At 54.0% G+C, this 22,027-nt stretch carries 19 protein-coding genes, 1 tRNA gene and 1 riboswitch; of the genes, 6 read left to right on the plus strand and 14 right to left on the minus strand.

Going from position 1 to position 22,027, the window contains the following annotated elements; all coding sequences use genetic code 11:
* Window positions 1-180 precede the first annotated feature (180 nt).
* Entirely contained in the window at window positions 181-2,913 is a 2,733-nt protein-coding gene (locus V9G17_13680; GenBank protein ID MEI2753648.1) for an alpha/beta fold hydrolase, read from the plus strand.
* 33 nt (window positions 2,914-2,946) lie between these two features.
* On the plus strand, window positions 2,947-5,961 hold the full coding sequence (locus tag V9G17_13685) for an ATP-binding protein (GenBank protein ID MEI2753649.1): 3,015 nt from the start codon (window positions 2,947-2,949) through the stop codon (window positions 5,959-5,961).
* 49 nt (window positions 5,962-6,010) lie between these two features.
* On the opposite strand, the gene V9G17_13690 is transcribed toward V9G17_13685, so the two are convergent.
* A complete protein-coding gene (locus tag V9G17_13690; GenBank protein ID MEI2753650.1) occupies window positions 6,011-6,994 on the minus strand; it encodes an alpha/beta fold hydrolase in 984 nt (327 codons plus the stop codon).
* 135 nt (window positions 6,995-7,129) lie between these two features.
* Between V9G17_13690 and V9G17_13695 the strand changes: the two genes are divergently transcribed.
* Window positions 7,130-7,768, plus strand: coding sequence for a class II aldolase/adducin family protein (locus tag V9G17_13695; protein MEI2753651.1), 639 nt, complete (start codon window positions 7,130-7,132; stop codon window positions 7,766-7,768).
* Between the two features lie 174 nt (window positions 7,769-7,942).
* On the opposite strand, the gene V9G17_13700 is transcribed toward V9G17_13695, so the two are convergent.
* The 3 genes from V9G17_13700 to V9G17_13710 all read right to left on the minus strand — a co-directional run bounded on the left by V9G17_13700 (window position 7,943) and on the right by V9G17_13710 (window position 10,072).
* On the minus strand, window positions 7,943-9,016 hold the full coding sequence (locus tag V9G17_13700; GenBank protein MEI2753652.1) for a bile acid:sodium symporter: 1,074 nt from the start codon (window positions 9,014-9,016) through the stop codon (window positions 7,943-7,945).
* Window positions 9,017-9,063: 47 nt separating this feature from the next.
* Window positions 9,064-9,612: a hypothetical protein gene (locus V9G17_13705; GenBank protein ID MEI2753653.1), complete on the minus strand. Its 549-nt coding sequence runs from the start codon at window positions 9,610-9,612 to the stop codon at window positions 9,064-9,066.
* Window positions 9,613-9,709: 97 nt separating this feature from the next.
* Entirely contained in the window at window positions 9,710-10,072 is a 363-nt protein-coding gene (locus V9G17_13710) for a cation:proton antiporter (protein MEI2753654.1), read from the minus strand.
* An 88-nt stretch (window positions 10,073-10,160) separates the two neighbouring features.
* Window positions 10,161-10,225, minus strand: a riboswitch (Fluoride riboswitch).
* 1,238 nt (window positions 10,226-11,463) lie between these two features.
* Between V9G17_13710 and V9G17_13715 the strand changes: the two genes are divergently transcribed.
* On the plus strand, window positions 11,464-11,607 hold the full coding sequence (locus tag V9G17_13715; GenBank protein ID MEI2753655.1) for a hypothetical protein: 144 nt from the start codon (window positions 11,464-11,466) through the stop codon (window positions 11,605-11,607).
* 205 nt (window positions 11,608-11,812) lie between these two features.
* Here the strand turns inward: V9G17_13715 and V9G17_13720 are convergent, their stop codons facing one another.
* The 7 genes from V9G17_13720 to V9G17_13750 form a co-directional block, all read right to left on the minus strand.
* Window positions 11,813-12,010: a hypothetical protein gene (locus tag V9G17_13720; GenBank protein ID MEI2753656.1), complete on the minus strand. Its 198-nt coding sequence runs from the start codon at window positions 12,008-12,010 to the stop codon at window positions 11,813-11,815.
* Between the two features lie 29 nt (window positions 12,011-12,039).
* Window positions 12,040-13,323, minus strand: a complete 1,284-nt coding sequence (locus tag V9G17_13725; protein MEI2753657.1) for a hypothetical protein — start codon at window positions 13,321-13,323, stop codon at window positions 12,040-12,042.
* 567 nt (window positions 13,324-13,890) lie between these two features.
* Complete coding sequence (locus V9G17_13730; protein ID MEI2753658.1) at window positions 13,891-14,685, minus strand: chlorite dismutase family protein; 795 nt, start codon at window positions 14,683-14,685, stop codon at window positions 13,891-13,893.
* A gap of 148 nt (window positions 14,686-14,833) precedes the next feature.
* Window positions 14,834-16,312, minus strand: coding sequence for an ATP-binding protein (locus V9G17_13735; GenBank protein MEI2753659.1), 1,479 nt, complete (start codon window positions 16,310-16,312; stop codon window positions 14,834-14,836).
* 2 nt (window positions 16,313-16,314) lie between these two features.
* Complete coding sequence (locus V9G17_13740) at window positions 16,315-17,034, minus strand: response regulator transcription factor (protein ID MEI2753660.1); 720 nt, start codon at window positions 17,032-17,034, stop codon at window positions 16,315-16,317.
* Between the two features lie 479 nt (window positions 17,035-17,513).
* A complete protein-coding gene (locus V9G17_13745) occupies window positions 17,514-18,260 on the minus strand; it encodes a hypothetical protein (GenBank protein MEI2753661.1) in 747 nt (248 codons plus the stop codon).
* Window positions 18,261-18,436: 176 nt separating this feature from the next.
* A complete protein-coding gene (locus V9G17_13750) occupies window positions 18,437-18,706 on the minus strand; it encodes a helix-turn-helix transcriptional regulator (protein MEI2753662.1) in 270 nt (89 codons plus the stop codon).
* A gap of 103 nt (window positions 18,707-18,809) precedes the next feature.
* On the opposite strand from V9G17_13750, the gene V9G17_13755 reads away from it, so the two are divergent.
* Window positions 18,810-19,190 carry a helix-turn-helix transcriptional regulator gene (locus tag V9G17_13755; GenBank protein ID MEI2753663.1) on the plus strand — a complete coding sequence of 127 codons (381 nt, stop codon included), beginning with the start codon at window positions 18,810-18,812 and terminating at the stop codon, window positions 19,188-19,190.
* Window positions 19,187-19,756, plus strand: a complete 570-nt coding sequence (locus tag V9G17_13760; protein ID MEI2753664.1) for an ImmA/IrrE family metallo-endopeptidase — start codon at window positions 19,187-19,189, stop codon at window positions 19,754-19,756. Before V9G17_13755 ends, V9G17_13760 begins: the two co-directional genes overlap by 4 nt.
* Window positions 19,757-21,258: 1,502 nt before the next feature.
* Here the strand turns inward: V9G17_13760 and V9G17_13765 are convergent.
* From V9G17_13765 to V9G17_13775, 3 genes are all read right to left on the minus strand, one after another.
* Window positions 21,259-21,334 (minus strand) — tRNA-Asn (locus V9G17_13765).
* Window positions 21,335-21,397: 63 nt separating this feature from the next.
* Window positions 21,398-21,667 carry a hypothetical protein gene (locus tag V9G17_13770; GenBank protein ID MEI2753665.1) on the minus strand — a complete coding sequence of 90 codons (270 nt, stop codon included), beginning with the start codon at window positions 21,665-21,667 and terminating at the stop codon, window positions 21,398-21,400.
* Between the two features lie 78 nt (window positions 21,668-21,745).
* Window positions 21,746-22,024, minus strand: coding sequence for a pyruvate ferredoxin oxidoreductase (locus V9G17_13775; protein ID MEI2753666.1), 279 nt, complete (start codon window positions 22,022-22,024; stop codon window positions 21,746-21,748).
* Between the last annotated feature and the right edge of the window lie 3 nt (window positions 22,025-22,027).

A 22,027-nucleotide genomic window follows, 5' to 3' on the forward strand; every position in this document is an offset into this window, starting at 1 on the left:
TGTCGTTAATCCTGCCCTGGTTAGATCAACCAACCTCCTCCCGCGTCTTTGGAATCGTTCGTGCGCTTGCAAGAGTCCAGCCTCGCCCGGAGCGAGCTCTGTGAGCGGGCGACGACGTCCACGCGTTATTCAATCCGATGCTGTGCCACGTGCAGCACGTAATATGGCGGGAGGAAATACATGTCGAAGCACTTCGCTGTGCGCAATGAGAGTCTGTCTATCACCGGCTTGCTTGGTCAGGAGAGCCACCTGCAATCTTCGGCACCGGATCGGAAGAAAACCAACGATGCGTGGTCCCTGTCCGTTGCGGAGCGGCGGGCTACCCGGCGCCTCGATACTCGCCTGTCGACCCTCCTTCACTTTCAGGATCATACATGGAAAGGTCAGACGAAAAGCCTCAGTTTAGGGGGGCTGTCGATGGATTTTATCGAGGACATCCCTGCCATGCTGAATCAGCAGATTGTGCTGAGTTTGACTCCAGGAGCTGTGCGGCCAGAAAGTGTGGGGATTGTGTGTGGGATCCGCGTATCCGAAAGCGTCCTTGAGTCAGGCCACACGAAACGAGAGGTGACACTCGCGGTTCAGTTTGTGCGGTTGAGCGCCGGCGATGAACGGGTGGTAGCCATGTGGATGAGCGAGGGCCGCGCACGGTCGAATGGGCTGCATCTCGTCGCGGCATTGGTCGCCCAAGAGAGTGAAGAGGCCCTGATTGAGACCGAGTCCCGGCAGCCGGTTGTTGCTCAACCCGTGCGTGCGCGCGGTGCCTTGTCGCCGAATCGGCCGTATCGGGAGCGGCGACGTCAGCAGCGGATTACGGTCGGGTTGACCACCCAAATCAGTCTGAAGAATGTGGCTGGCCATCGGCTCGTGTCCGGCGCGACGACGACGGACTTGACGCCCAACGGAGCCTGCGTGCGTTTGGCGGCCGAGGAAGATTTGCTGGGTTCGGAATTAGAACTGCGATGGATATCGCCAAGTGCTTATCAGGGAACACCTGCAGTCTCCCTGCCGTCGTCTGTCTGTTCTGTGGTGGGGGAAGTCATGTGGACAAGGCCGTGGGAAGCCGGCGCTCGCTTGGGTTCTCAGGAGGTGGGTGGGCGGACCGTGTTGGCCGGTGTGCGATTTCTCCCGGTTGCGAAAGAGGCAGAGGACATCATTGAGCATCTACTTGAGCAGCGGCAGGGGGAGGGCGTTGACGCTAAGACGGAAGGACCTTCTGTCATCAGTGAGTTCTCCGAGTGTGTCCGTCCGTCCGGTCTCCGTATCGCGCTCTGCCACGATCGACCTCGAACCGATCTGTCGGACAACGCACCGATTGTGGTGCTGGCTCCTGGGTATGGGGAGAGCAAACGCGACTATGTGCCGTTGGCCTACTATCTCGCCGGCAATGGGTTTCGTGTCGTGCGCTTCGACAATGTGAATCATGTCGGAGAGAGCGATGGATCGGTGACACAATTTCGCCTAGAGGATATGGAAACTGATCTGGAGACTGTGCTGGATTATGTGGCGGCTCAATGGCCGGGTCGATCCATCGGTCTCGTGGCAACCAGCCTGGCCGGCCGTGTCGCCCTCAAGGTCGCGGGGCGAGTCCCTCACCTAGGGTTGCTGGTGTTGATCAATGGAATCATGGACGTTCAGCATACGTTAGAGGCTGTGCATCAAGAAGATCTGATCGGCGAACATCTGGCTGGTGTGCGCAAAGGCGTGGTCAACATTCTGGGCCTGACTATCGATGCGGATCGTTGGCTGGAGCATGCTGTTCAGGGAGGCTACGCCGATCTGAGTACCACCCGGCAGGATGCCGAGCGCCTCCGTGCTCCCGTCGTACTGTTTCATGCCGAGCAGGATGCGTGGGTCGATTCGGCCTCGATCGAATCGGTCGGCTCTGCGATGGGTTCGAATTTGCGTCACTCCTATGTGGTGCCGGGCGCCTTGCATCGACTTCAGGAGAGCCCCCGGAAGGCTCGCACGGTCTATCGCCAACTCGCCCTGTGTTGCCAGCAGGAGTTGTGGCCAACACGAGCCACGGAACGGATGCTTGAACCGTCACATCGAGAAATCGGCGTGCAGAACCGCGTGGAACGTGAACGCAGTAAGAAGCGTCGGCCGATGGGCAAATCGGACCATGTGGCGTTCTGGCAGGAGTATTTGCATAATTTCCGAACGATCCCGAACGTGGCCGATTTTTGGCAACTCATGGATCATGTCTATCGCCTGATGGGCGACTGCCATAACGGTGAGCGGATTCTGGACGCCGGGTGCGGCAATGGTAACCTCGGGGTGTTCTTGCAGCTCAATCAAGCGTTTCGGCAGCGCTATGCCCGGCGCGGAGATTTTCGCTCGCCTGACTATGTCGGGATCGATTTTGTGCCAGCGGCGTTGGCTCAGGCAATGACCAACTTCGACCAGGTTGCGGCGGCGTTGCGGGGGCAATTTTATGAAGGGTTACGAGCCTATGTGCCGATGTCGATGCGAGTCTGCCGGGCCGATCTGGAATCCCCATTGCCGTTTCCCGATCATTCGTTCGACCGAGTCGTGTGCAATCTTGTGATCGGGTACGTACGTGATCCGCTCTTCACGCTGCGGGAGTATCTGCGCGTGTTGGCGCCCAATGGGCGGTTGGTGGTCTCTAACCTGAAGCCATATGCGGATCTCTCGGCGATTTATCGCAGTTTCGTCGAAACGGCGCAGTCGCCGGACCAAGTGGAAGAAGGCCGTCGTCTCCTGGACAATTCTGGTAGAATCAAGGCGCGCGAGGGCGAAGGCATTTTTCATTTCCACTACCAGGCTGAACTGGAAAGTTTGTTGCGCGCGGCCGGCGTCAGTCAGCCGCGCGTGTACTCCACATTCGGCAACCAAGCCCTCATTGCCGTGGCCGACAAGGGCCTGGCGAATCTCACGGTGGCGGCATGATGCTACGACCGCGACTCTCCCAGAGTACCTAACATGAAAGTGCTCGCGTTCAGCGCGTTGGTGAATGCGTTGGCGGCGACTGGGCTCGGAATGTTTGTTTACTTCCGGGATCCCGCCGCTCCTCGCAATCGCATCTACGGGCTGTATTGTCTGAGCATCGCCTTCTGGAGCATTTTTTACTGCGGGTGGCAACTTACTGAGTCTCGAGAGCTTGCGCTGAGCCTCCTGCGCCTGGTCATGGCCGGCGCGGCCCTTATTCCGATCCTGTATTTTCACCATACCGTCACATTTCTTGATATCGCCGCGGGCCATGCCAAGGCCTTGAAGATCGGGTATGGCCTAGCCGCTTTGTTTCTGTTGGTGGATGCGACGCCCTGGTTCGTGGCGGGCGTGCATCCCGCAATGTCGTTCGCCTTCTGGCCGGTGCCCGGCCCTTTCTTTCATCCCTTTCTGGCGTATTTCCTCTGGTATGTCATCTATGCCACCTCGCTTGTCGGGGTCGCGCTCCGAGATGCCAATGGAATTCGACGCCATCAATATGCCTACATGCTGGCGGCCAGTATTATCGGGTATGTGGGCGGGGCCACGAATTTTCCTCTCTGGTATGGTGTGCCGCTGTTGCCTTACGGCACGGTGCTGATCACGGTGTATACCGCGTTGATGGCGTATACGATCGTTCGGTACCGTCTCATGAATATCAGTGTCGTACTGAATAAGGGCCTTGGTTATGCCATTGTCCTGGCGATTATCGTCGTGGCGACCTCCATCGGTGCGGTGCTCAGTAACCGTGCGACCGGACATTCCACCCCTCCATTATTGGCCGGAACGCTCTTTCTCATTTGCGCGCTCTGGGTGCTCAGCAATAATCCCCGCTCAACTTCGAATACGATCTTCAGCGCTGTGTGTGGGGCCGCCTGTCTCTGGTTATTCGGTTGTTTCATGCTGTTTTCGGCGTCGCGCGAGGATGAGGCGCTTTTCTGGGTGCGGGTCATCTATACCGGCATCGTGTTCTTGCCCGCATTGACGTACCACTTCGCGCAGACCCTTGCAGGAGTGGCCGCCTATGATCGCCTGATCGTGTGGAACTATGTTATCGGAGCACTGTTTTGGAGCCTGTTGTTCACGCCGTATCTCGTAGAGGGACAGTATCTCTACTACTGGGGGCGCTATCCGAAGGCGGGAGTGCTCCACCCGTGGCTGGTGGCCTATGTGGTCGCGGGTGGAGGCCTGACGGTGTATCGCCTGCATCAGGGCTATCGGCTCCATCTCAGTTCAGCCCCGGTACTCGGCGCACAGTTGAAATATACCGGTGTGGCGTTGGCGCTGGGATTCTTCGCCTCTCTCGATTTCTTCCAGAATTATGGCGTGGGGTTTTACCCGGTCGGGTACTTGCTGGCCGGTCTCTCGGTCACCGTCGTGGCATATGCCATCGCTCGATACGAATTGATGGATGTATCGTTCGTCCCGAGCCGGCCGAAGGTGATGCTGTCGATCAAGTTGATGGGCCTGATTCCGGCCTACATGATGATCTTGCTGGTGATCAGAATTTTCACTGGGACGTTTCATTATCTGTTAGCTGGCGTGTTATTCGGTTTGTTTGTCATCGTATCGAGCGGTTTGGCGAACCTTCAGAAGGGCGTCGAGCGGGCTATCGGGCAGACGTTGTTTCGCGAGCGGTATGATGCCTATGACACGCTGGTGCAATTCTCGAAATCTCTGGTGGCCATTCTCGAGTTGAAGTCTCTCACGAAGGAAATCGTGCAGACGCTCGCGCGCGTGATGAACATTAAGACGGCATCCGTCTACGTGCTGGATAAGGAGCAGGGGGTCTACAGTTTGACGGCCGCGTACGGGTTTGTGACCCGCGATTCCATTGTGCCGCCTATTAAGATGGAGGGAGAGTTTCCGAAAGCGTTGCTGCGGACGGAAACGGCTTTGGTTCGAGAGGAAATCGAATACGACAAGGCGGATACAGACTACCTACGATTGCTAGATACCCTGAACGGTCTGGAGTCAGAGGTGTGCATTCCGTTGATCAGCAAGGAGCGGCTCGTGGGTTTCTGCAACTTAGGCCGCCGGTCCAACCACGGCATGTATTCGACTGAGGAGTTGGCATTGCTCAAGACGCTGGCGCAGCATGCGGCGATCGCGATCGACAACGCGCTCTTGTACGAAGATCTCCGCCGGTCTCAATTGTTGATGCGCCGTACCGACCGGCTACGCTCGCTTGAAACCATGGCGGGCGGGTTTGCCCATGAGATTCGAAACCCGTTGACCTCCATCAAGACCTTTGTGCAATTGGCTCCCGAACGGCGGGACGACGTGGAATTCATGGAACAGTTCAGTCAGGTCGTGTGCGAGGACGTGGAGCGGATCGAACGACTGGTGCACGAGATTCTGGACTATGCGCGGTATATGACGCCCAAGTTGACCCAGGAAAGTCTGAATGACGTGGTCTCGTCCTGTCTCTATTTTATCGAGGTCAAAGCGAGCAGCAAGGCCATCACGATTCAGAAGGAATTGGCGAGCGATCTGCCCTACGTGAAGTTAGATCGGCAGCAGATCAAACAAGTGTTACTGAACTTGTTTATTAACGCGATGGAAGCAATCGGAGGCGACCAAGGGGGCCGCCTGTCCGTTCGTACCCGCAAACTCGTGAAGCCGGTGAATGAGCCCTGGGTTCAGATCGAGGTCGAAGATAGTGGGCCAGGGATCGATCCTCAGGACCTGGATCATATCTTCGATCCATTTTATACCACCAAGCACGAGAGCGGAGAACGCGAAGGAACGGGGCTAGGCTTGACCATTGCTCACCAGATTGTGCAGGAGCATGGAGGCTATGTGGAAGTGGCCAGTGAAGTGGGCCACGGGACGAAGTTCATGGTCAATCTTCCCGTGAATCCTCCTCTGGCGGAGTGGCAGGCTGCGCAGCCCCTGTATGATGACGGCCGAAAGCTGGCCGGATCGTTTTTCGCCAGACCCCACCTGGGCTTGGAGGAACAGTTCGGCAAGCCATCGTCTCCCATCAAAGCCAGCAGCGAAGGATGAGTGGCGCGCGCGGGCGGAGGCCCATCAGGCGTCTGAATGCCTTCTTGCGTTATCCTTGTCGAGTCAACCATTCGAGTATTCTGTTCTCTGCCCAGAAGCGATCTTCCTGCGGGCGCCGACGCTGAAAAAATCCGCAGTGTCCTCCATGGCGTAGTAGGGTGAGTGTAATGTTGGGATTGTGCCGGATCGCCGGGGTTTCAAATATGGAGGCAGGAATGAACGGATCATCCTGCGCGGTGATGATCAACGTAGGCACGGCGATGTGCTGGAGAACGTGGCGCGCTCCTGCGCGGTCATAATAATCGACGACATTCCGATACCCACCATCTCGAGCGGTGTAGGCTTCGTCAAACTGGGTGATCGTTTTCATCGAATCCAACGGCGACACATCCCACCGTCCCGGGAAAAGTGCGGCCTTCCGTCGCAGTCTCGCTTTCAAGCTTGAGAGGAAGTGCCGGTGGTAGAGCCAATTTCTGGGTTGCTCGAGAGCGACCACACACTGGGTGGGATCAATATTTGGACTGACGGCGACCACGCCTGCCAATGCCGGATCAGACGGTCCCATCTCTCCTGCCGCTTTCAAGACGAGATTTCCGCCCATCGAATATCCTACCAGCCATATTGGGGACAGGTGATCGCGTATCCGCAATTCCTGGATGATCGCTCGATAATCGTTACTGAGTCCGCTGTTGTACAGAGTTTGAGTCAGGTGGTCACTGCCGCCACAGGTTCGTTGGTTCATGCGGATCACGTTAAATCCAGCACGGTAGGCCTTGATCGTCATCCCTCGCATATAATGGGATTCTGCGGATCCCTCAAGCCCGTGGAGCAGGATGAGGGTCGGGGAGTTGCCAGGGTAAGATTGCCAGTGACAGACGCCTTGTAGCTGAGTTCCCGGCTCGGTCGTGAATCGGCGTGTCAGGTGAGGAATGGGTGGTCCTATCGCCTCCCGAGGCCAGTAGCGAGGCACCAAAGTCATGAGATGTCGATTGCGGAGCAGGAGTGCGGGAATGAATCCATCGAGCGCAGCCATATCCGGCTCATCATAAACAAATGCGTCTCTCTGTGCACATTCCATTTCCTGCTGGAGGGCTGACTTTCCCCTCAAGGGTTGCGAGTGAGGAACCGATAACAGAAGCTGGAGAGTTGGTCCCAAAAGGAGGCAGGTATGCTGACTGCGATCGGCGATGTGATGAGGCGAGTGTACGAACGAGGATGGATTACGACCAGGGATGGCAACATCAGCATGCGGAAGCGGGCGGGCAAGTATCTCTACATTACGCCATCCGGATGGCGTAAGACGATTGTTCACCCGGAACACATAGTTCGCTTAGAGGTCGTGACTGATCCTGTGACCGGACAATTGATCCCCAACGTGCGTGATGGGCAACACCCATCGGGTGAGCTGTGGATGCATTGGAATCTTCAGAGGGAGACAAAAAAGACGAGAACGGTGGTCCATGTTCATGCCACGCACATCGTGGCCGCCATGTATGCCGGGATCGATTTGCAGGCCATGAGTGCGGAGTTTCCGGAGATTTCTCGCTACACTCGCGTAGGGCGGTCAGTCCCCGCAGTGCCCGCCTTATCACGTGATCTGGCTGATATGACGGCGGAGTGTTTGGGGTTGAGGAACGATGGGACGCTTGAATTCGATATTGTCGGGCAAATGAATCACGGCGTCTGTGCCGTCGCCATGGATCCCTGGGGAGCCTATGAGCATATTGAGCGGCTCGACCATATTTGCGAGATTGTGCTCAAGAGCGGGGCTGGCTCAAGAACGGTGAGGCCATCGTCGCCCAGGTGACACATAAGACCAGGGGGATATGAAGAAAGGGGGCTGTCGGTGCGACACCGTCAGCCCCCTTTGTCTTGTGGAGCCACGAACATATTTCAGTCGGATGGTTGCATTCGCATGACGACATAGCCCCAATGCTGGTTCGCGGTTGCATCTTTTCCGGACGTTTCCCAAAGTAAGACTTTATGGTTCTCCAGCCTTTTGAACCGCTGCCTTTCGGTCTGTCAGCTCGTGCACACTTCCCGCCACCAGATGTTGCACTAAGTTGTAAAGAATAATCGGTACCATAATGCGTGGAAAAGAGGCGAGCACGAGTGAGGCAAGCACCAACCCCGTCCCATTGTTGTTCATGCCAAGCCCGTACATGAGCGAAACACGATCCGCCTGGTCTGTCTTAAACAGACAGCTGAGCCAGTAGGCAGCGGCAAACCCCGTAATACAGAGCCCCGCTGTGATGACAAGGGTTAGAACTAAAAAGTCCACATCGGGCTGTGCGATAGCCTGCGGGAGTGACACGGATGCATTCGAGTAATTCAGCACCAACAAGACGAGGGAATTGATGAGTTTTATGTGCGGCATGACAGCGGCGAGCTGTCTTTCCGGGACTGTGAATCGGATACTTAGCCCCAAGAGCGATGGCAGGACAACCCAAAAACCAAGAAAGGCTCCGGAGCCATAATCAGCAAGATTATGCAGTACCGTTTCATACTCCCTTGATGCCATCTCTCCAAACACATAGAACGCCAAGGGTGTGATGATTGGACTGAAGACTGTAGAGCACAGCACTAATCCTAAACTGAGTGCCAAATTTCCATTGGAGTTCTGCGCCCAGGCGGTGGACGAGCCGGCAATCGGCATAGCTGCGACCAAGGCTAGCCCCACAAGAATGTGTTGCGCCTCCTCGGGGTTATGCCACAGCAGCAGAAGGAGGTTGACGCAGAAGATATAGCCGATTGGAATGAGAAGGTTGGCTGCGAGTCCAGCTGCCAATACCCCGGTCTTCTGTATGAGAGATTTTAACTGGGATATTTGTACGCCCAGTCCAGCGTTAAACATCAGCGTGCCGAGGAGCAACAGGACGAGAGACACGTGGATCGTCGTCCCAAAGACTCGTATGTCACCGAACGAGAGCGTTCTGATCCCTAGCCCCGCTGTCGGAAACACGGCCGCTATCGCATACGAGCTGATCAGGAACCAAAGTAGGTGGTGGTGGACGAACTGAGACAGGTTGGAAACTGTGAATGTGCGGTGCCCCATTGAAGATGCTACCTAATCATGCAGCAGCGCCAAAATCCAAGCGCAGATTACAGGTCAGAATAATAGGACCATGGTAAAAATAGCAGCTCATTGTCTGCCACACTGAGAATGGAAGCCACGATTCCGATCAGCAAGCCGACAGATACACCTGCGGCAGCCTGCGAGATACCGATGGTTCCGGAACTCACAGCTGGCGAGGGGGAATGCGCGAAAACCAAGAGAAGCGCAATCACGAGCAATAGGATCACAATCACGCGATGAAGAGTGTGGGATGCACATCGAGTCGCTACTCCTGCTCGCACCCAGGCCCCGACGAGGCTCCATCCCAAAAGATTTTCAACGATCATCCATGCCTGAGCAATGGACCAGAAGGGAATGATCCAGATTCGAACTATGAAGGCTGAAACAACGGCCGCCAGACTTCTAACCCTGTTCAAAATGACGGACTCTGAAGGCGGGAAGCAGAAAGAGTGACGCAGAAGTGGCAATTGACATTCAGCCCCGCCTAAACCAATCGAACCAACAAACACACCGATAGTTGTTCCAGCACCAAATACCGGCAAGATTCGATGCCCTGTTGGTTCTCTCTTGCACATGATGTTCAGCGCTCAGTGGGTAGCATGTTCAATTGCCGGAAAATGTTGCGACGAGTCGAATCGTCACTGAGCGAAAGAGGTGCCCCGCTATCCTTCCTCACTCAGTCCATTGATCGGTCTTGGGCCTTTCCCCTGCTTCACAGCAGCAGAGAAAAGAAGCGACGAAGCCTACCATTCCCACCAAATCGACTTCGGTGAGTTTTGATCGAAGTGCCAGCGGGTCGAGCTCTGTACCCGCCAGAAACGTGAGGACGACTGCCCCGAAGGCGGCCAGGAAGCGGACCCAATCAGCATTCGGCAGGAGAAGGGCTTGTAGTCCGAGTAGACTGAGCACAGCGGCGAGGCTGACCCCCACACAAGTCTCTATCAATGCGACAGAGACGCGGAGATGGTAGGCGATGAGTGTGGAGAGTACTGCGAGGGCGAGCCACAGGAAGGCAACGGTAAAGATCTGTTCCATGGGAGGGGCCTCCATCAACCTAGTGGCTGGACATACGGCGCTTCTTAGCGCCTGTCACAACACCATGACGACTCCACAGCTACCTGCATGTAGCCTAGGAGTCATCAGCCTTCGGAAAGGCGGTTGATGGGGGACTCCATCCCCGACAGTTTGAAGTTTACCGAATCCAAGACAAGAAGGACAGACGTGAATTTAGCACTACACTGTATCTGCGAAAGATCAATATCTGAATGAGTCGCCCCTCGCATTCACTGAACCCTTTTCTCGCCGTCGCAGGCCGCGGCGCAAAGCGTCCAGGCGTGGCACATGTTCTTCACAGCAGTCAGGGTGCGGTTGCGCTGCAGCGCGAGCCACCCCCTGACCTTATGGAGTCATTTGTTTAGGCTACGACCAGCCTAGCCACGACAGTAGCTGACTCACTGCCCCCCAGGGACAGTAGCCCAAGGCTTGTTCTATTGGACACATTGTTCATCACCTCCCTTCCTGCGGAAACGGCACAATACCGTGCGCGCGGGAGTATTGTGCTCGAACAGGACACGATCTCTGGACACCCTCAAGGACATCCAGACGATTGGTGCTAATAGAGCCCTATGGAATGGCGAGGGTATAGATCAAATACGAAGCACAGTCGTGTGTGATAACACGTCAAGAGTGGCATTTCTCGGGAAGTGAAGACCGGCCAGAGCGAGCATCACCGAATGCGGAAACGAAGGCGTCAGGGGCGTCGCTGAAAAGGCGTCGAGTGTGTGGGATGGCGAAGGATGAGGAGCATCCGAGACTGATTGTGGTCCAAGGAATTTAAAGGTACCGCAGCACTGTCGAACTGGTTCTTGCTCCGGCTCAGCACACCCATTTCCCATGGTGCCGACCGCATAGACAGGGACAAGACACGCATGGGCATTGAAGCTGAATCCAAAGAAGAGGGTCAACGCGAAGAGAGTAAGGATCTATTTGGCATTCATGGTTCTACGCCATCCGATCAAGTATATGCTATGCCTCGTACATACCCGATACAGTCAACGCAAGGTCAGGCCTCTTGAAGGGCATCTTCGAGTGCGAACGCATTCGTGCCGAGGTTCGCTCCGCCTGGCAACTCTCCCACAACCGTTTCTTGCTCTGTTCAGCGTAAAGCCAGCCATTCCGAGCACGATCATACATGACGCCAGTCCGTCCGCCTCGCTTGCATAGCCGGGAGGAAACAACGATCCATCGGACCTTTCTCTCAATGTACTGCTCAAATGCAGTGTCTGCCAGTCTGTCATGACCCCGCATGACATCCAGAAACGTCGCAAGGAACAATCGATTAACCGCATTGCCTACTATCGCTGCACGAAGACCATGCAGCACAGCAACAGCGTCTGTGCCTCAATGCCGCCGCTGTAGAACGCCAGGTGATTGAATATCTATCCGCGTTGAGCGCGCAGGCGGAATGGGCAAAAGTGATGGTCGAGGAGTTGAAGCGGGCCCAGAAGGAGCAAGTGAGGCCGCTGGAATGGGAAGGTATTCGTCGTTGGGCAGGCTTGAACGAGAAATAGATCGGTTGTCAGAGGGATAGGGCAGGAGACTGTCTCCGTACAGCGCATTGAGGATGAGATGCGTCGGCAACAGCAGGAACAGCACGGACTCTAAACTCAGTACCAAGCCGTACAACGACAGATCCAGGAGCATATAACGAGGGAGTACGACGCAGAGATCGTTCTACAAAATCTAAAGGATTTTCGAAGGGTTTGCGCAACGTTACTACCGAAGGAACAGGCCGAAGTTCTTCGGTGTCTCGTGAGGGATATCGTCGTATACCCCGACAAACTCGTTTTCAATATCTTTGAGCTTGCCGAGGTAGAGACAGGTTCGAAACTGCGTAAAGGTTGGCTCCCCGCGCTGTATCCCAGTCGGACGCTTCAGTTTGCATTGCCACTCATAACAAATGGTAATTATCATTCAAACGGGAATGCCAACGGTCTAAAGACCTAAGGTGCCAGTTGAGACCCCGTTATTGTCATCGATAAATCATCAGGTTTCACCAATTCCTCCAACTTAGGGATTTGTGTTCCTTGTGGCAGGTCAAGTCCCTCTATCATCAAAAGCGTTATATCAACTTCTCCAGGATGTAAACCAACGCCAATGCCAGACACTGGTGGTGGCGAAGCCATCGGTTTCGCTGTGTCAAAGTTCACACCTTCGATGACGTATGAATTAGACCCAGCGGCAAGTCGCACACGGCCTCGAACATAGTCGTAGATGCCGTTCTTAGCGTCTAGTGTGACAATTTGAGATAGCCACTGCACTCGCGGGTGAAAACGAATAGAGAGTGCTCGCAGATTCACTTGATGACCTTGTACAAGAAATTCCGTGGGTTTTTTGAGATCAAACCGGGCAATAAGTGGCTGTTCTACTTCTGGATTGTTAGAGATAATCATTAAAGCACGCTGTTGCAGCCAACTAGCAACTGACCCACCCATATATGTCACATTATGGGTCGCCGTCATGTATTGGCGTAGTGTTTCCAAATCGTCCGTGCTTGCGCCTTCGTAATCCACAGTAAATGGGCTCACGTTCACTCTTCGCAGATATATTTCCTCTACTATCCTGCCTCTGATTCGCTTGTCCCCATGTTTTAAAACGGAAATTAACCCAATGTTGGCGCGCTTTGCTTTCTGAATAGCCAAGGCATCAAAGCCGGTGTTACTGCACAACAACATCGCTTTAGCTCGAACGTCGCGACGCTTGGAGTCAGCTATATCAATAGCATCGATGCCCACAGGTTTGGCGTCTGGTCGATCAATAACATCAATGACTGTTGGTCCCCGGACCCCACCGCTGACCGGCCACACCTGAATATCCACCGTCCGTGCTCCGTCAGGGCCGAGTACTGCCCCCGCTACCGAAATGTAAGCATGTGGTTCAAAGGCATGGATTACCTGAACCACAAGTTCTCGATACTCTGCGTTCTCGACCTGGGCTAGAACTACCCTCTTTGCATCGAGCGTTTCCGCACGCGGGGTCCATAGTTGGTAATTGACAAATAGCCCCACCAAGCACAGCGCTGCGCCGATCCAAAGTCCCCGGACTAAAGGTGGCAGTCCTCCGGTTTTGAAGGCAACGGCCGCACTAATTGCCAGCACGCCGATCACGAGAGTGACGTTGGATTGAGCAGGCGTCATCCTCGCCCACCACACCCCGAGAATCGCGCCCACTCCAAGACTGAAGCAATAGCTTGCTGGATCTTTAAGTAATTGGTTCCACGATTCCACGAGGAAGCCTTTCCTTATAGGATTGTGGCCATGCCACAATAGTTAGGACGGTCGGCACGCAAAGGTAGCATATTTATGTTCAGCGCATTCAGTCTTGAGTAATCAGTCGTTGCGTAGGCGCGGCAGGGAAATAACTCCATCCATACCGAACTAGCAGCATCAGTAATCTGTCCTACTTTGACTATATGAATCAAGTGAAGCGGGGGCTGTGCCCCCGAGCCCCCCGGCCGTCCGGCCCCGGCAGTCCGGAGCGGCCGGCGGGCCTTCGTGGTCAGCATATTTCGCGTCTATTTGATAATCCTGGTCAGAAAAAGTCTTCATCTCAACTCTGCATAGGCCAGTAATTCACCAAGGGGACGGCCAAGCTAGCGCATCGCCGTCACCATTTGAAAATAACCCTGTATTCCCACCCTTTCACCCCCTGAGAAGCCAACAGGTGGTGACAGGGTGGGGCCATATAGAGGCTATAAACTAAATATTAGAAGTGGGGATTTGTGCGTACTGGCATAGAAGTGACCACCTGTTCCCAGGTGGTCACCGTGTTGTCGAACGTGCGAGGGGAATGGACTAACGACTGAGAATATCGAGGATTTCATCCAATGGTCGAATGGTCCCCAACAGGAGAGGATCACCGAAACGCTTGTTATGACGGTTCTCCTTGACCTTGAGCAATCCAGTCACAAGATTGTTGAAATCATCCAGCTTGGATGTTTCAAAGTAGGTAATGAAATCCCAATCATCCAACCCGCTGGAGTGATAGAGCTTCCGTTTCACCGTCTTCAAGTATGCGACCGTCGCATCCGTGTGTTCCTTCATCAGGCCCGTTCGGGTGTCTTGTCCAGAAATCCACCACTCTGCGTCCTTGCGTATAGGAACCACTATAACGTATGGGCTGCCCTGAGGTGGTGGTGTCTTCAACTCCCCCTTCAGTTCTTCTGGGAAGCTAGGGACATAATTTAGGGTTTTGGTGATGCCATTGAAGGTGTCGGTATTCTTCAAGTCCATCCCCATAGTGGTGCCCATGAGGTCTATCAGGAAGTTTTGATTATGAACCATCTCTTTCGAGTGAATCCTGACAAGGAAATCGGCTCTCTCGGACAGACCACGAAGCAAATGCGTATCGACTACTAACTTATCGGCGTGCTTCTCGAACACCTTTTTCACTTCGGAGGCCGCCTTGACACGTGCTTCATGATCCACCTGCCACCAGTGTTCTCCCATCTTGAACACGGCAAACGTTGCATAGACGCCGGAATCCTTTAAGAGCTTCTCGCGATCCACGGCAGACTCACTTGCTACAGACAAGGTTGGCAGGAAACATAATAGAAGCGCAACCATACCAAATTGACTGATTCTCTTCATAAGTCTGTTCTCCTTTTCGTTTGAAAACGCTGCCTAACACAATACATGTTTAGCATAGTCATCCCTCTTCACGGAGGTCTCACGAAATTGTCACATTTGTATCACGCAGGGTGTTGGACCGGCCCATTAGGGCTTGGAACAACAGAGACTAGGAATGAGCAGTGGGTAACTCAAAGATGATGATAGTTCCGACGTTTGGCGTACTCTCCGCACGAATTGTGCTTCCATGTAGCTCGATAATTCGCTTAGTGATGGCCAGCCCGAGCCCGGCTCCTCCTGACTGATTTTGTCGATTCGCTCTATAAAAGCGATCAAAAATATGAAGTAGGTGCCCAGCAGCGATACCACAGCCAGTATCAGAAATGCGTACTGTGACCGAGCTGGCTTCGTGGCTTAACGAGATCGCAATCGAACCACCGCTTGCTGTGTAGCGGGTAGCATTATGGATTATATTTTCTAACGCCCGCTCGATGAGGCCGATATCGGCCTCCACAAATGGAAGATCATCTGGAAAACTACTCTTTAGGACTATCCCCTTGTTTGCGACAGTGAGGAGAAACTTTTGACACACATCCTGGACGAGCTCGGCTAAAGAAAATTGTTCGCATTGAATGCGAGCTTCACGAGAATCTAACCGAGCCAATTCAAAGAGTTCCCCCACAAGTTCACTAAGCCGTTCGCTTTGTTTAAGTGCGATGTCCAAAAAGTTCCGATGTTCATCTCGTGTAAGTGCTCCTTCTTTCATCAGTAACGTTTCCAAATACCCATGAAGGGATGCCAGAGGAGTCCGCAAATCATGCGACACGTTGGCCACCAATTCACGCCGAAGCATGTCCGTCTGTTTCAGAGTGGCCACCTGCTGGAGAATTCGTTGTACCATCCGATTGAATGTCGTCCGCAGGCGATCAATTTCATCACTGTGGCGCTCTGGTATAGAATCCTGCGGAGTTACCTCTAGCGCCTCTGAAAAATCGTTCTTCGCGAAAGTTTCCATTGTCGAGGCTAGCTTACCTAGCCTCCTTGTAAGCATGTTGAATAGAAAGAGACCGGCCAAGAGAGCAAACACTAAGCCGGTGAGTGCTGCCCAGAGACTCAGACGGAGAATGTAGCTCCGTTGCAGCATGTCGGCAACGGAGTCATATTCTTCTCCGCCAAGGACAATGTACAAATATCCCGTTGGCTGTCCGTGCAAGGGTATCGCAGAGACAGAAAAGACCTTCTTCCGAGTCACATCACGAGGATCGTCACCGAGAATAGGATATGTGTCCGCTTTGCTCAGGAAGTGATGTATTGGCTCCAACGACACGGACGAGCGCTTGACCTTCTCAGCGGGAGCAGAGAAGTTGACTATCACTCCATTTGCGTTAAGCAAATACATTTCAATGCTCGGATTGACAACCATGAGCAGGTGAAATAGTTCTTTCAGAGCATAGGGACTCACCTCCCCTTGGCTGCTTAGCAGCTGGTCGGCAACGATGTTTCTGGCCAGTGCGCGGTTCAGCTTCTGATTCACTTCCTGCTGATACATGCGTGTCGTAAAGACCGTTAGGAGGGTGTATAAAATCCCAACCGCACAAAACAGGAAGAGCAACACAAGGGCGAGTTTGCCGTAAAGTGACCGCGACATGGTCAGTCCTGTAAGGGAGATGCTTCTATTTCACAGAATTTGTACCCGACGCCCCACACGGTCAAAATAAAGTCAGGCTTGGCGGAATCCTTTTCAATCTTGGCGCGCAATCGGTTGATATGGGAATTCACCGTATGTTCGTAGCCGTCGTGACCGTAACCCCAGACCGCATCGAGAAGCTGAGTACGGGTATAAACCCGGCCAGGATGGAGAGCAAACTGGAGGAGTAAATCGAACTCTTTGGCCGTGAGATCCCGCGGGCTGCCTCCTACTGTGACCTTTCGTTTCTCAACATCGATATACAGGCCCTCCGCGCGGATTGTTTTCTGAAGATCTTGCGTCTTATCCCTGAATGCTTCAGAGCGCCGGAAAAGGGCCTTTACGCGTGCGAGCAACTCTCGAACACTAAATGGTTTGGTCAGATAGTCGTCAGCGCCGACTTCTAGCCCAAGCACCCGGTCGATTTCTGAGGACTTCGCAGTCAACATGAGGATGGGTGTGTAGGAGGGCAGCGACCGAATCTGCCGGCATATCTCTAATCCGTCAATGCCTGGAAGCATCACGTCGAGAATAATGAGGTCATATCTCTTCGAGAGCACATATTGAAGGCCCTCCACCCCAGTTTTGGCGATCTCTACGACATATGCTAAATCGGTCAGATGCATCCCCAGGAGGCGACCAATATCCAAGTCGTCTTCTACTACAAGAATGTGTTTAGCCATGATCACCACATGATCGAGAGAGGATGAGGAATGGCTTTAGCATAGCGTCCATCACAAAATCATCACAGACCGTGCTTATTGTGGGGCTGAGACAAGAGATCTCTGAGCCGCAGAAGCCGGATGGCCGTAAGGCTTCAATCGATAACGTGTTACAGTTTATACAATGGCTCCTTGAGGTCCGAAAGGGTTGGCTACTTGGTGCAAATCTCTCCCGGCGGCTGTAGATGAAGGTTAGAAGTGGAATTTGCGAGTGGTGAGCCCTGCACACGAGCAACAGAGAAAGATCTCTCGTGCTACGCCGTCCCCCTGATAGCAGATGCAACCCCACATCGGATCAGCCTGACAGAACTCACAGAGCCGTTCTTTGCCGTGTTCAGAGCAAAGCCAGCCTTTGCGAGCCCGATCATAAATGACACCAGTCCGTCCGCAAGAGGTGGGACCGAACAAGGAATTGATCATTTTGACGCAAGTATGGCTGCTCATGGCTTACTCGATGTGAGGCCTTTCCCGAGGGTTAATTGCAAAACAAACCCGTTATAGAGAATCGCGTGCCCCGCCAGGAGGTCTTCCCAGGTTTTGACTAAGACGATGCGAGGGATTTCTAATTCCCCTCGAATCCGTCGGAAGACATTACGACTGGACCATTGGTTTCTCATCTCTTCCCACAGAGTGCTCATCGGGAAGCCGAGAGAGCGCTTCCAGGACCAACACATGTTGACGTACCCGGATTGATCCTGGACGTATTGACTGATGACATACCGGCTCAAACGATTACGTGACCGCTGCCCCGCCTCATAGGCCTTAATCCAGACCACTGGGGCGCCATGCAAGGCTTCCCATTGCGCGGAAAGCCACGGTTGGGCAATCCAGAAGCGCCGATGACGTTCGCCGTCTGGGACCCGCCAGGCCCAAAAGATATGCAGCACTCCATGGCCCTCTTCTGTGCGGACTTGGTAGTACTCCAAACCTCGATAACCTAGCTGGCGCTCGATTCGCTGGCGTAGTTGCTTGTGATGATAGGTCAGTTTGTCCGCCTGTCCGCCGTCCGCAGTCGAAAGCGTGACCCACAGCACCTGAAAGTGATGGGCTTCCCAAAACCACAAGAGCGAGCGAATCCGCTGATAGCCTCGTTTCTGCTTACGTGACCATTCCGGTCTGACAGGGCGACCACCGGATTGAGGCGCATGAGGTGTTGACTCGAACCTGGAGGAATACGGCTCAGACATGAAATATCTCCAAAGGTGCAGGTTGGGACGAGAGAGCCGGTAGAGAGGGCTCTGTGGGGTTAGTGGAAAGGCCGACAGGCTTTGAGGAGAGTCGTCGCGCACCCTGGAGAAGAAGAGACCGCAACAAGTAGGTGTGTTCTTCACGTGCCTGCGGATCGACTGGAACGAAATTAATTTCAATGTTCATTATGGTGCCCATTGGGCAACACATCGGTACAGCAAGGATCTAAGGTCGTTTCGGGCTGTAACTGAAACAGTTCATCCACGGTGCAACCAAAGTACTCTGCCAGTTGCAGGGCGACGAGCAGGCTGGGGACTGCCTTTCCCTGCTCAAGCTTTGTGACATAGGAACGGTTCACCCGTATTCTGCGTGCAAGGGCGGCCTTGGAAATGCCGCGCTGGGCTTGTCGGGCTCGCCATTCTTTCAGATGGTTCTTAATCATCATCCTCCTCCGTGAAGGGCACTATAGAGAGTCGTTGCCCAACGGTCAATAGAACTGTTCATTTTTCGTTGACTGCTGGACAACATTTCAGGTATAGAGTGGTCCTATGAATAATCCAGAGATGAATCGAGATACCCCACAGGTCCCCCACGGATTCCGCACCTTGGTAAAAAGGCAAATGGAAACGGTTAACCTCAGTCTCAGGACCGTGGCCAGTGAAGCCGGGATTTCGCCGGCCTATCTTTCTCGGCTGTTATCGGGCGAACGGGGACTCCCGCCAGACGATACCCTCATTCTGAAATTGGCGGAGGTCCTTCGCGTCGATCCGCCCGAGCGGCTGCTTGTCGAAGCGAAGCGCGTCCCAGATTTGCTGCTCCCGGCACTGTTGAGTGCACACGAAGCAGTCTCCAGGGCAGATCTTAAGGAAGCGATGAAGCAGTTGCAGGCGGTGATCCTCAATCAAAGGAAAAAGAGAGGACGTCGATGAAGACTATTTCCGGTCTGCTCGCCTCGTTCATTCATTGGTTGCGACGACCGGAGCGCTTTATTCAGAAACTCCAGGCCGTCTATCCCCACTGTCAAACGCTCCCTTTTCACCATCAAGAAGAAGCCGCCGCTAATCAAGGGGTAGAGGTCCTGGAGACCACGTTTGGGCCTAAGATTGAGGGCATCACGACACGTGACGAAGGCCAGGTTATGATTGTGCTTCGTCGTGGATTAAACCCGTTGAACCGGCAGTTTGTCATCGCCCACGAACTGGGGCATGTCCACTTGCACCTTCCCGAAATGAGGGAGCCCGATACACAGCTATCACTTAATCGGAATGATCATAGAGACATCGAGGCAGACGCCTTTGCCCTAGTCTGGCTTATGGGATCATTGCCCAAGGAGCGACTTGCACCGGAGGTCTTACTGTATGTTCTCAATAATCGAGGGATGGCATGGCGCGCGGTCCGTGTTATTTGCTACGTGTCTTGGTACCACCAGCGAATCCGCCTAGCCAATAGGCTGGAACGAGCCCTGTTAGGCCTCCAGGCGAAAGGAACAGCATAATGGCGATTGCACCTGCTCCGACTATTTGCGGCCTCTACACGCGTGTCTCCACTCGGAATCAAGCCGACACGGAATACAGTTCCCTCGAAACCCAACGCGAGAAGCTTGAGGCCTACTGTAAAAGCCAGGAACAGTATGTCGTCTATCGCGTCTATGAAGATGCGGGCTTCTCAGCCGACACGATGAATCGACCCGCCTTGAAGGAGTTACTGCAAGATATTCGGGCTGGACGGATTACCTGCGTGTTGGCCTACAAAATTGATCGACTGACCCGATCCGTGAAGGATTTTCATGTCCTGATGGATTTATTTGACCGCCATGGGGCCAAATTCGTGTCCATCACGCAGAGCCTCGATACGCATCATCCAATGGGACGATTGCTGCGGAATATTTTGTTGGACTTTGCCCAGTTTGAACGCGAAATGACGGCGGATCGTACCCGAGACAAAATGCAGCAACGGGCGACCAAGGGCCTGTGGAATGGCGGCAATATCCCCTTTGGCTATCAGAATGACGACAAGCGGTTAGTGAAGCACCCTCAGGAGTCTGCCTGCGTGCAGTTCATGTTTCAATTCTTCGCGCAAGATCCCTCACTGACCCGCCTACGCGCGGAGCTACATCGTCGTGGATGGTATTCACGGTCTGGCAAGCCTTGGGGGAAGATGACGATTGATTACATTCTCAGCAACCCCACCTATCAAGGAAAAGTACAGTTTAACGATCAGGTTTTCCAGGGCGAGCATGAGGCCATTGTGGAGGAGGGGCTCTTCCATAAAGTGCAGTCGATGGCCCGAGAACATACCCGAGCTGAAACGAAGATCCAAAGAGCGTTTCTTTTAAAGGGACTGCTGAAATGCAGCGTATGTCAGTCAGTGATGACCCCGCACTACACGCAGAAGCGTCGAAAGGATCAGTCCATTAATCGCATCCCATACTACCGCTGCACCAAGACGATGCATCAGAACAATGCGGTCTGTACGGTCAAGGCCCTCAATGCTGACGCTGTAGAACGACAGGTTATTGAATACCTGTCCACTCTGAGTCAGCAGGCCGAGTGGGTGAAAGGGACTGTGGAGGAGTTGAACCGGGATCAAAAAGAGCAAGTGCGACCGCTTGAACAGGAAGCCATTCGCCTCAAGGCGAGCCTGGACCGGCTAGAAAGAGAAATAGATAGGTTGGTGCGAGGGGTAGGGCAGGGAACGGTTTCAGTGCAACGCCTTGAGAAAGAGATGCATCGTCAGCACAAAGAACAGCAGGGCTTAGAAGCCCAGTACCAAGCCGTGCAACGGCAGATCCAAGAGCATTCCGCGAGGGAGTACGATTCAGAGATCGTTTTACGAAATCTGAAAGATTTTCAAAGGGTTTTCGCAGCGCTGCTACCGAAAGAACAAATGGAGGTCCTTCGGTGTCTTGTGAGGGATATCGTCGTATACCCCGACAAGCTCGTCTTCAATATCTTCGAGCTTGCCGAGGTAGGGACGAGTTCGCAGCAGCGTAAAGGTTGGCTCCCCGGGCAGGACTCGAACCTGCGACCAGCCGGTTAACAGCCGGCTGCTCTACCAACTGAGCTACCGGGGAATGAAGATGTTCAAAATGGAATCGGCATTCTAGCAAAACTAAAGGGAGAAGGGGGAGACTTTTTTAGATCCCGAAATCATCCGTTTCGTCTTCATCGGACGAGGCGTCCGTATTGCCTTCCGCCAGCGCGGCAAAATGTTTTGCCCAGGTGAGATAGAGGTTTCCGCTATCTCGCATCGTATCCGCGGCTTTAACAAGTTTCTCTGCCAGTTCAGGATCCTTCCCGCCGGCATGGATCGTCGCCGCTTGCCGTTCGATGGCCTTGGGATATTCGTTCAGGAGGCCAGCGATATCACGGAGGAGCTCATCGAGCACATTGTCTTCTCGTTCCATGGGTTCCTCTCAGTGCGCAGTTCAAGAAAAAGCCCCATAGCGTGGGACGCTATGGGGCCTTGAGGCGACGCGGTTCGCTTAGCCTTGGTAGGCTTGTCCGAGGCCTGCGGACTCACCCTTGTGGCTCATCAACTGCCCCGTGGCGCTGACGGCCTGCATCTCAATCGCCTCGTGTTTGGCGGCGTTGCAGACGACGACGCACAGTTCACACCCTTTACAGCGATCAATCGTGACCTCCGCCACCATCTTGGTTGAATTTAGATCCAAGCAGTTGGCTTCCGGGCAGTACATGATGCAGAGGCGGCAGCCCTTCTTGGCCACGCACTTCTCGTCGATCACTTGCGCTACGTTATACATGCG

This window comes from Nitrospira sp., assembly GCA_037045225.1.
GTDB lineage: Bacteria > Nitrospirota > Nitrospiria > Nitrospirales > Nitrospiraceae > Nitrospira_A.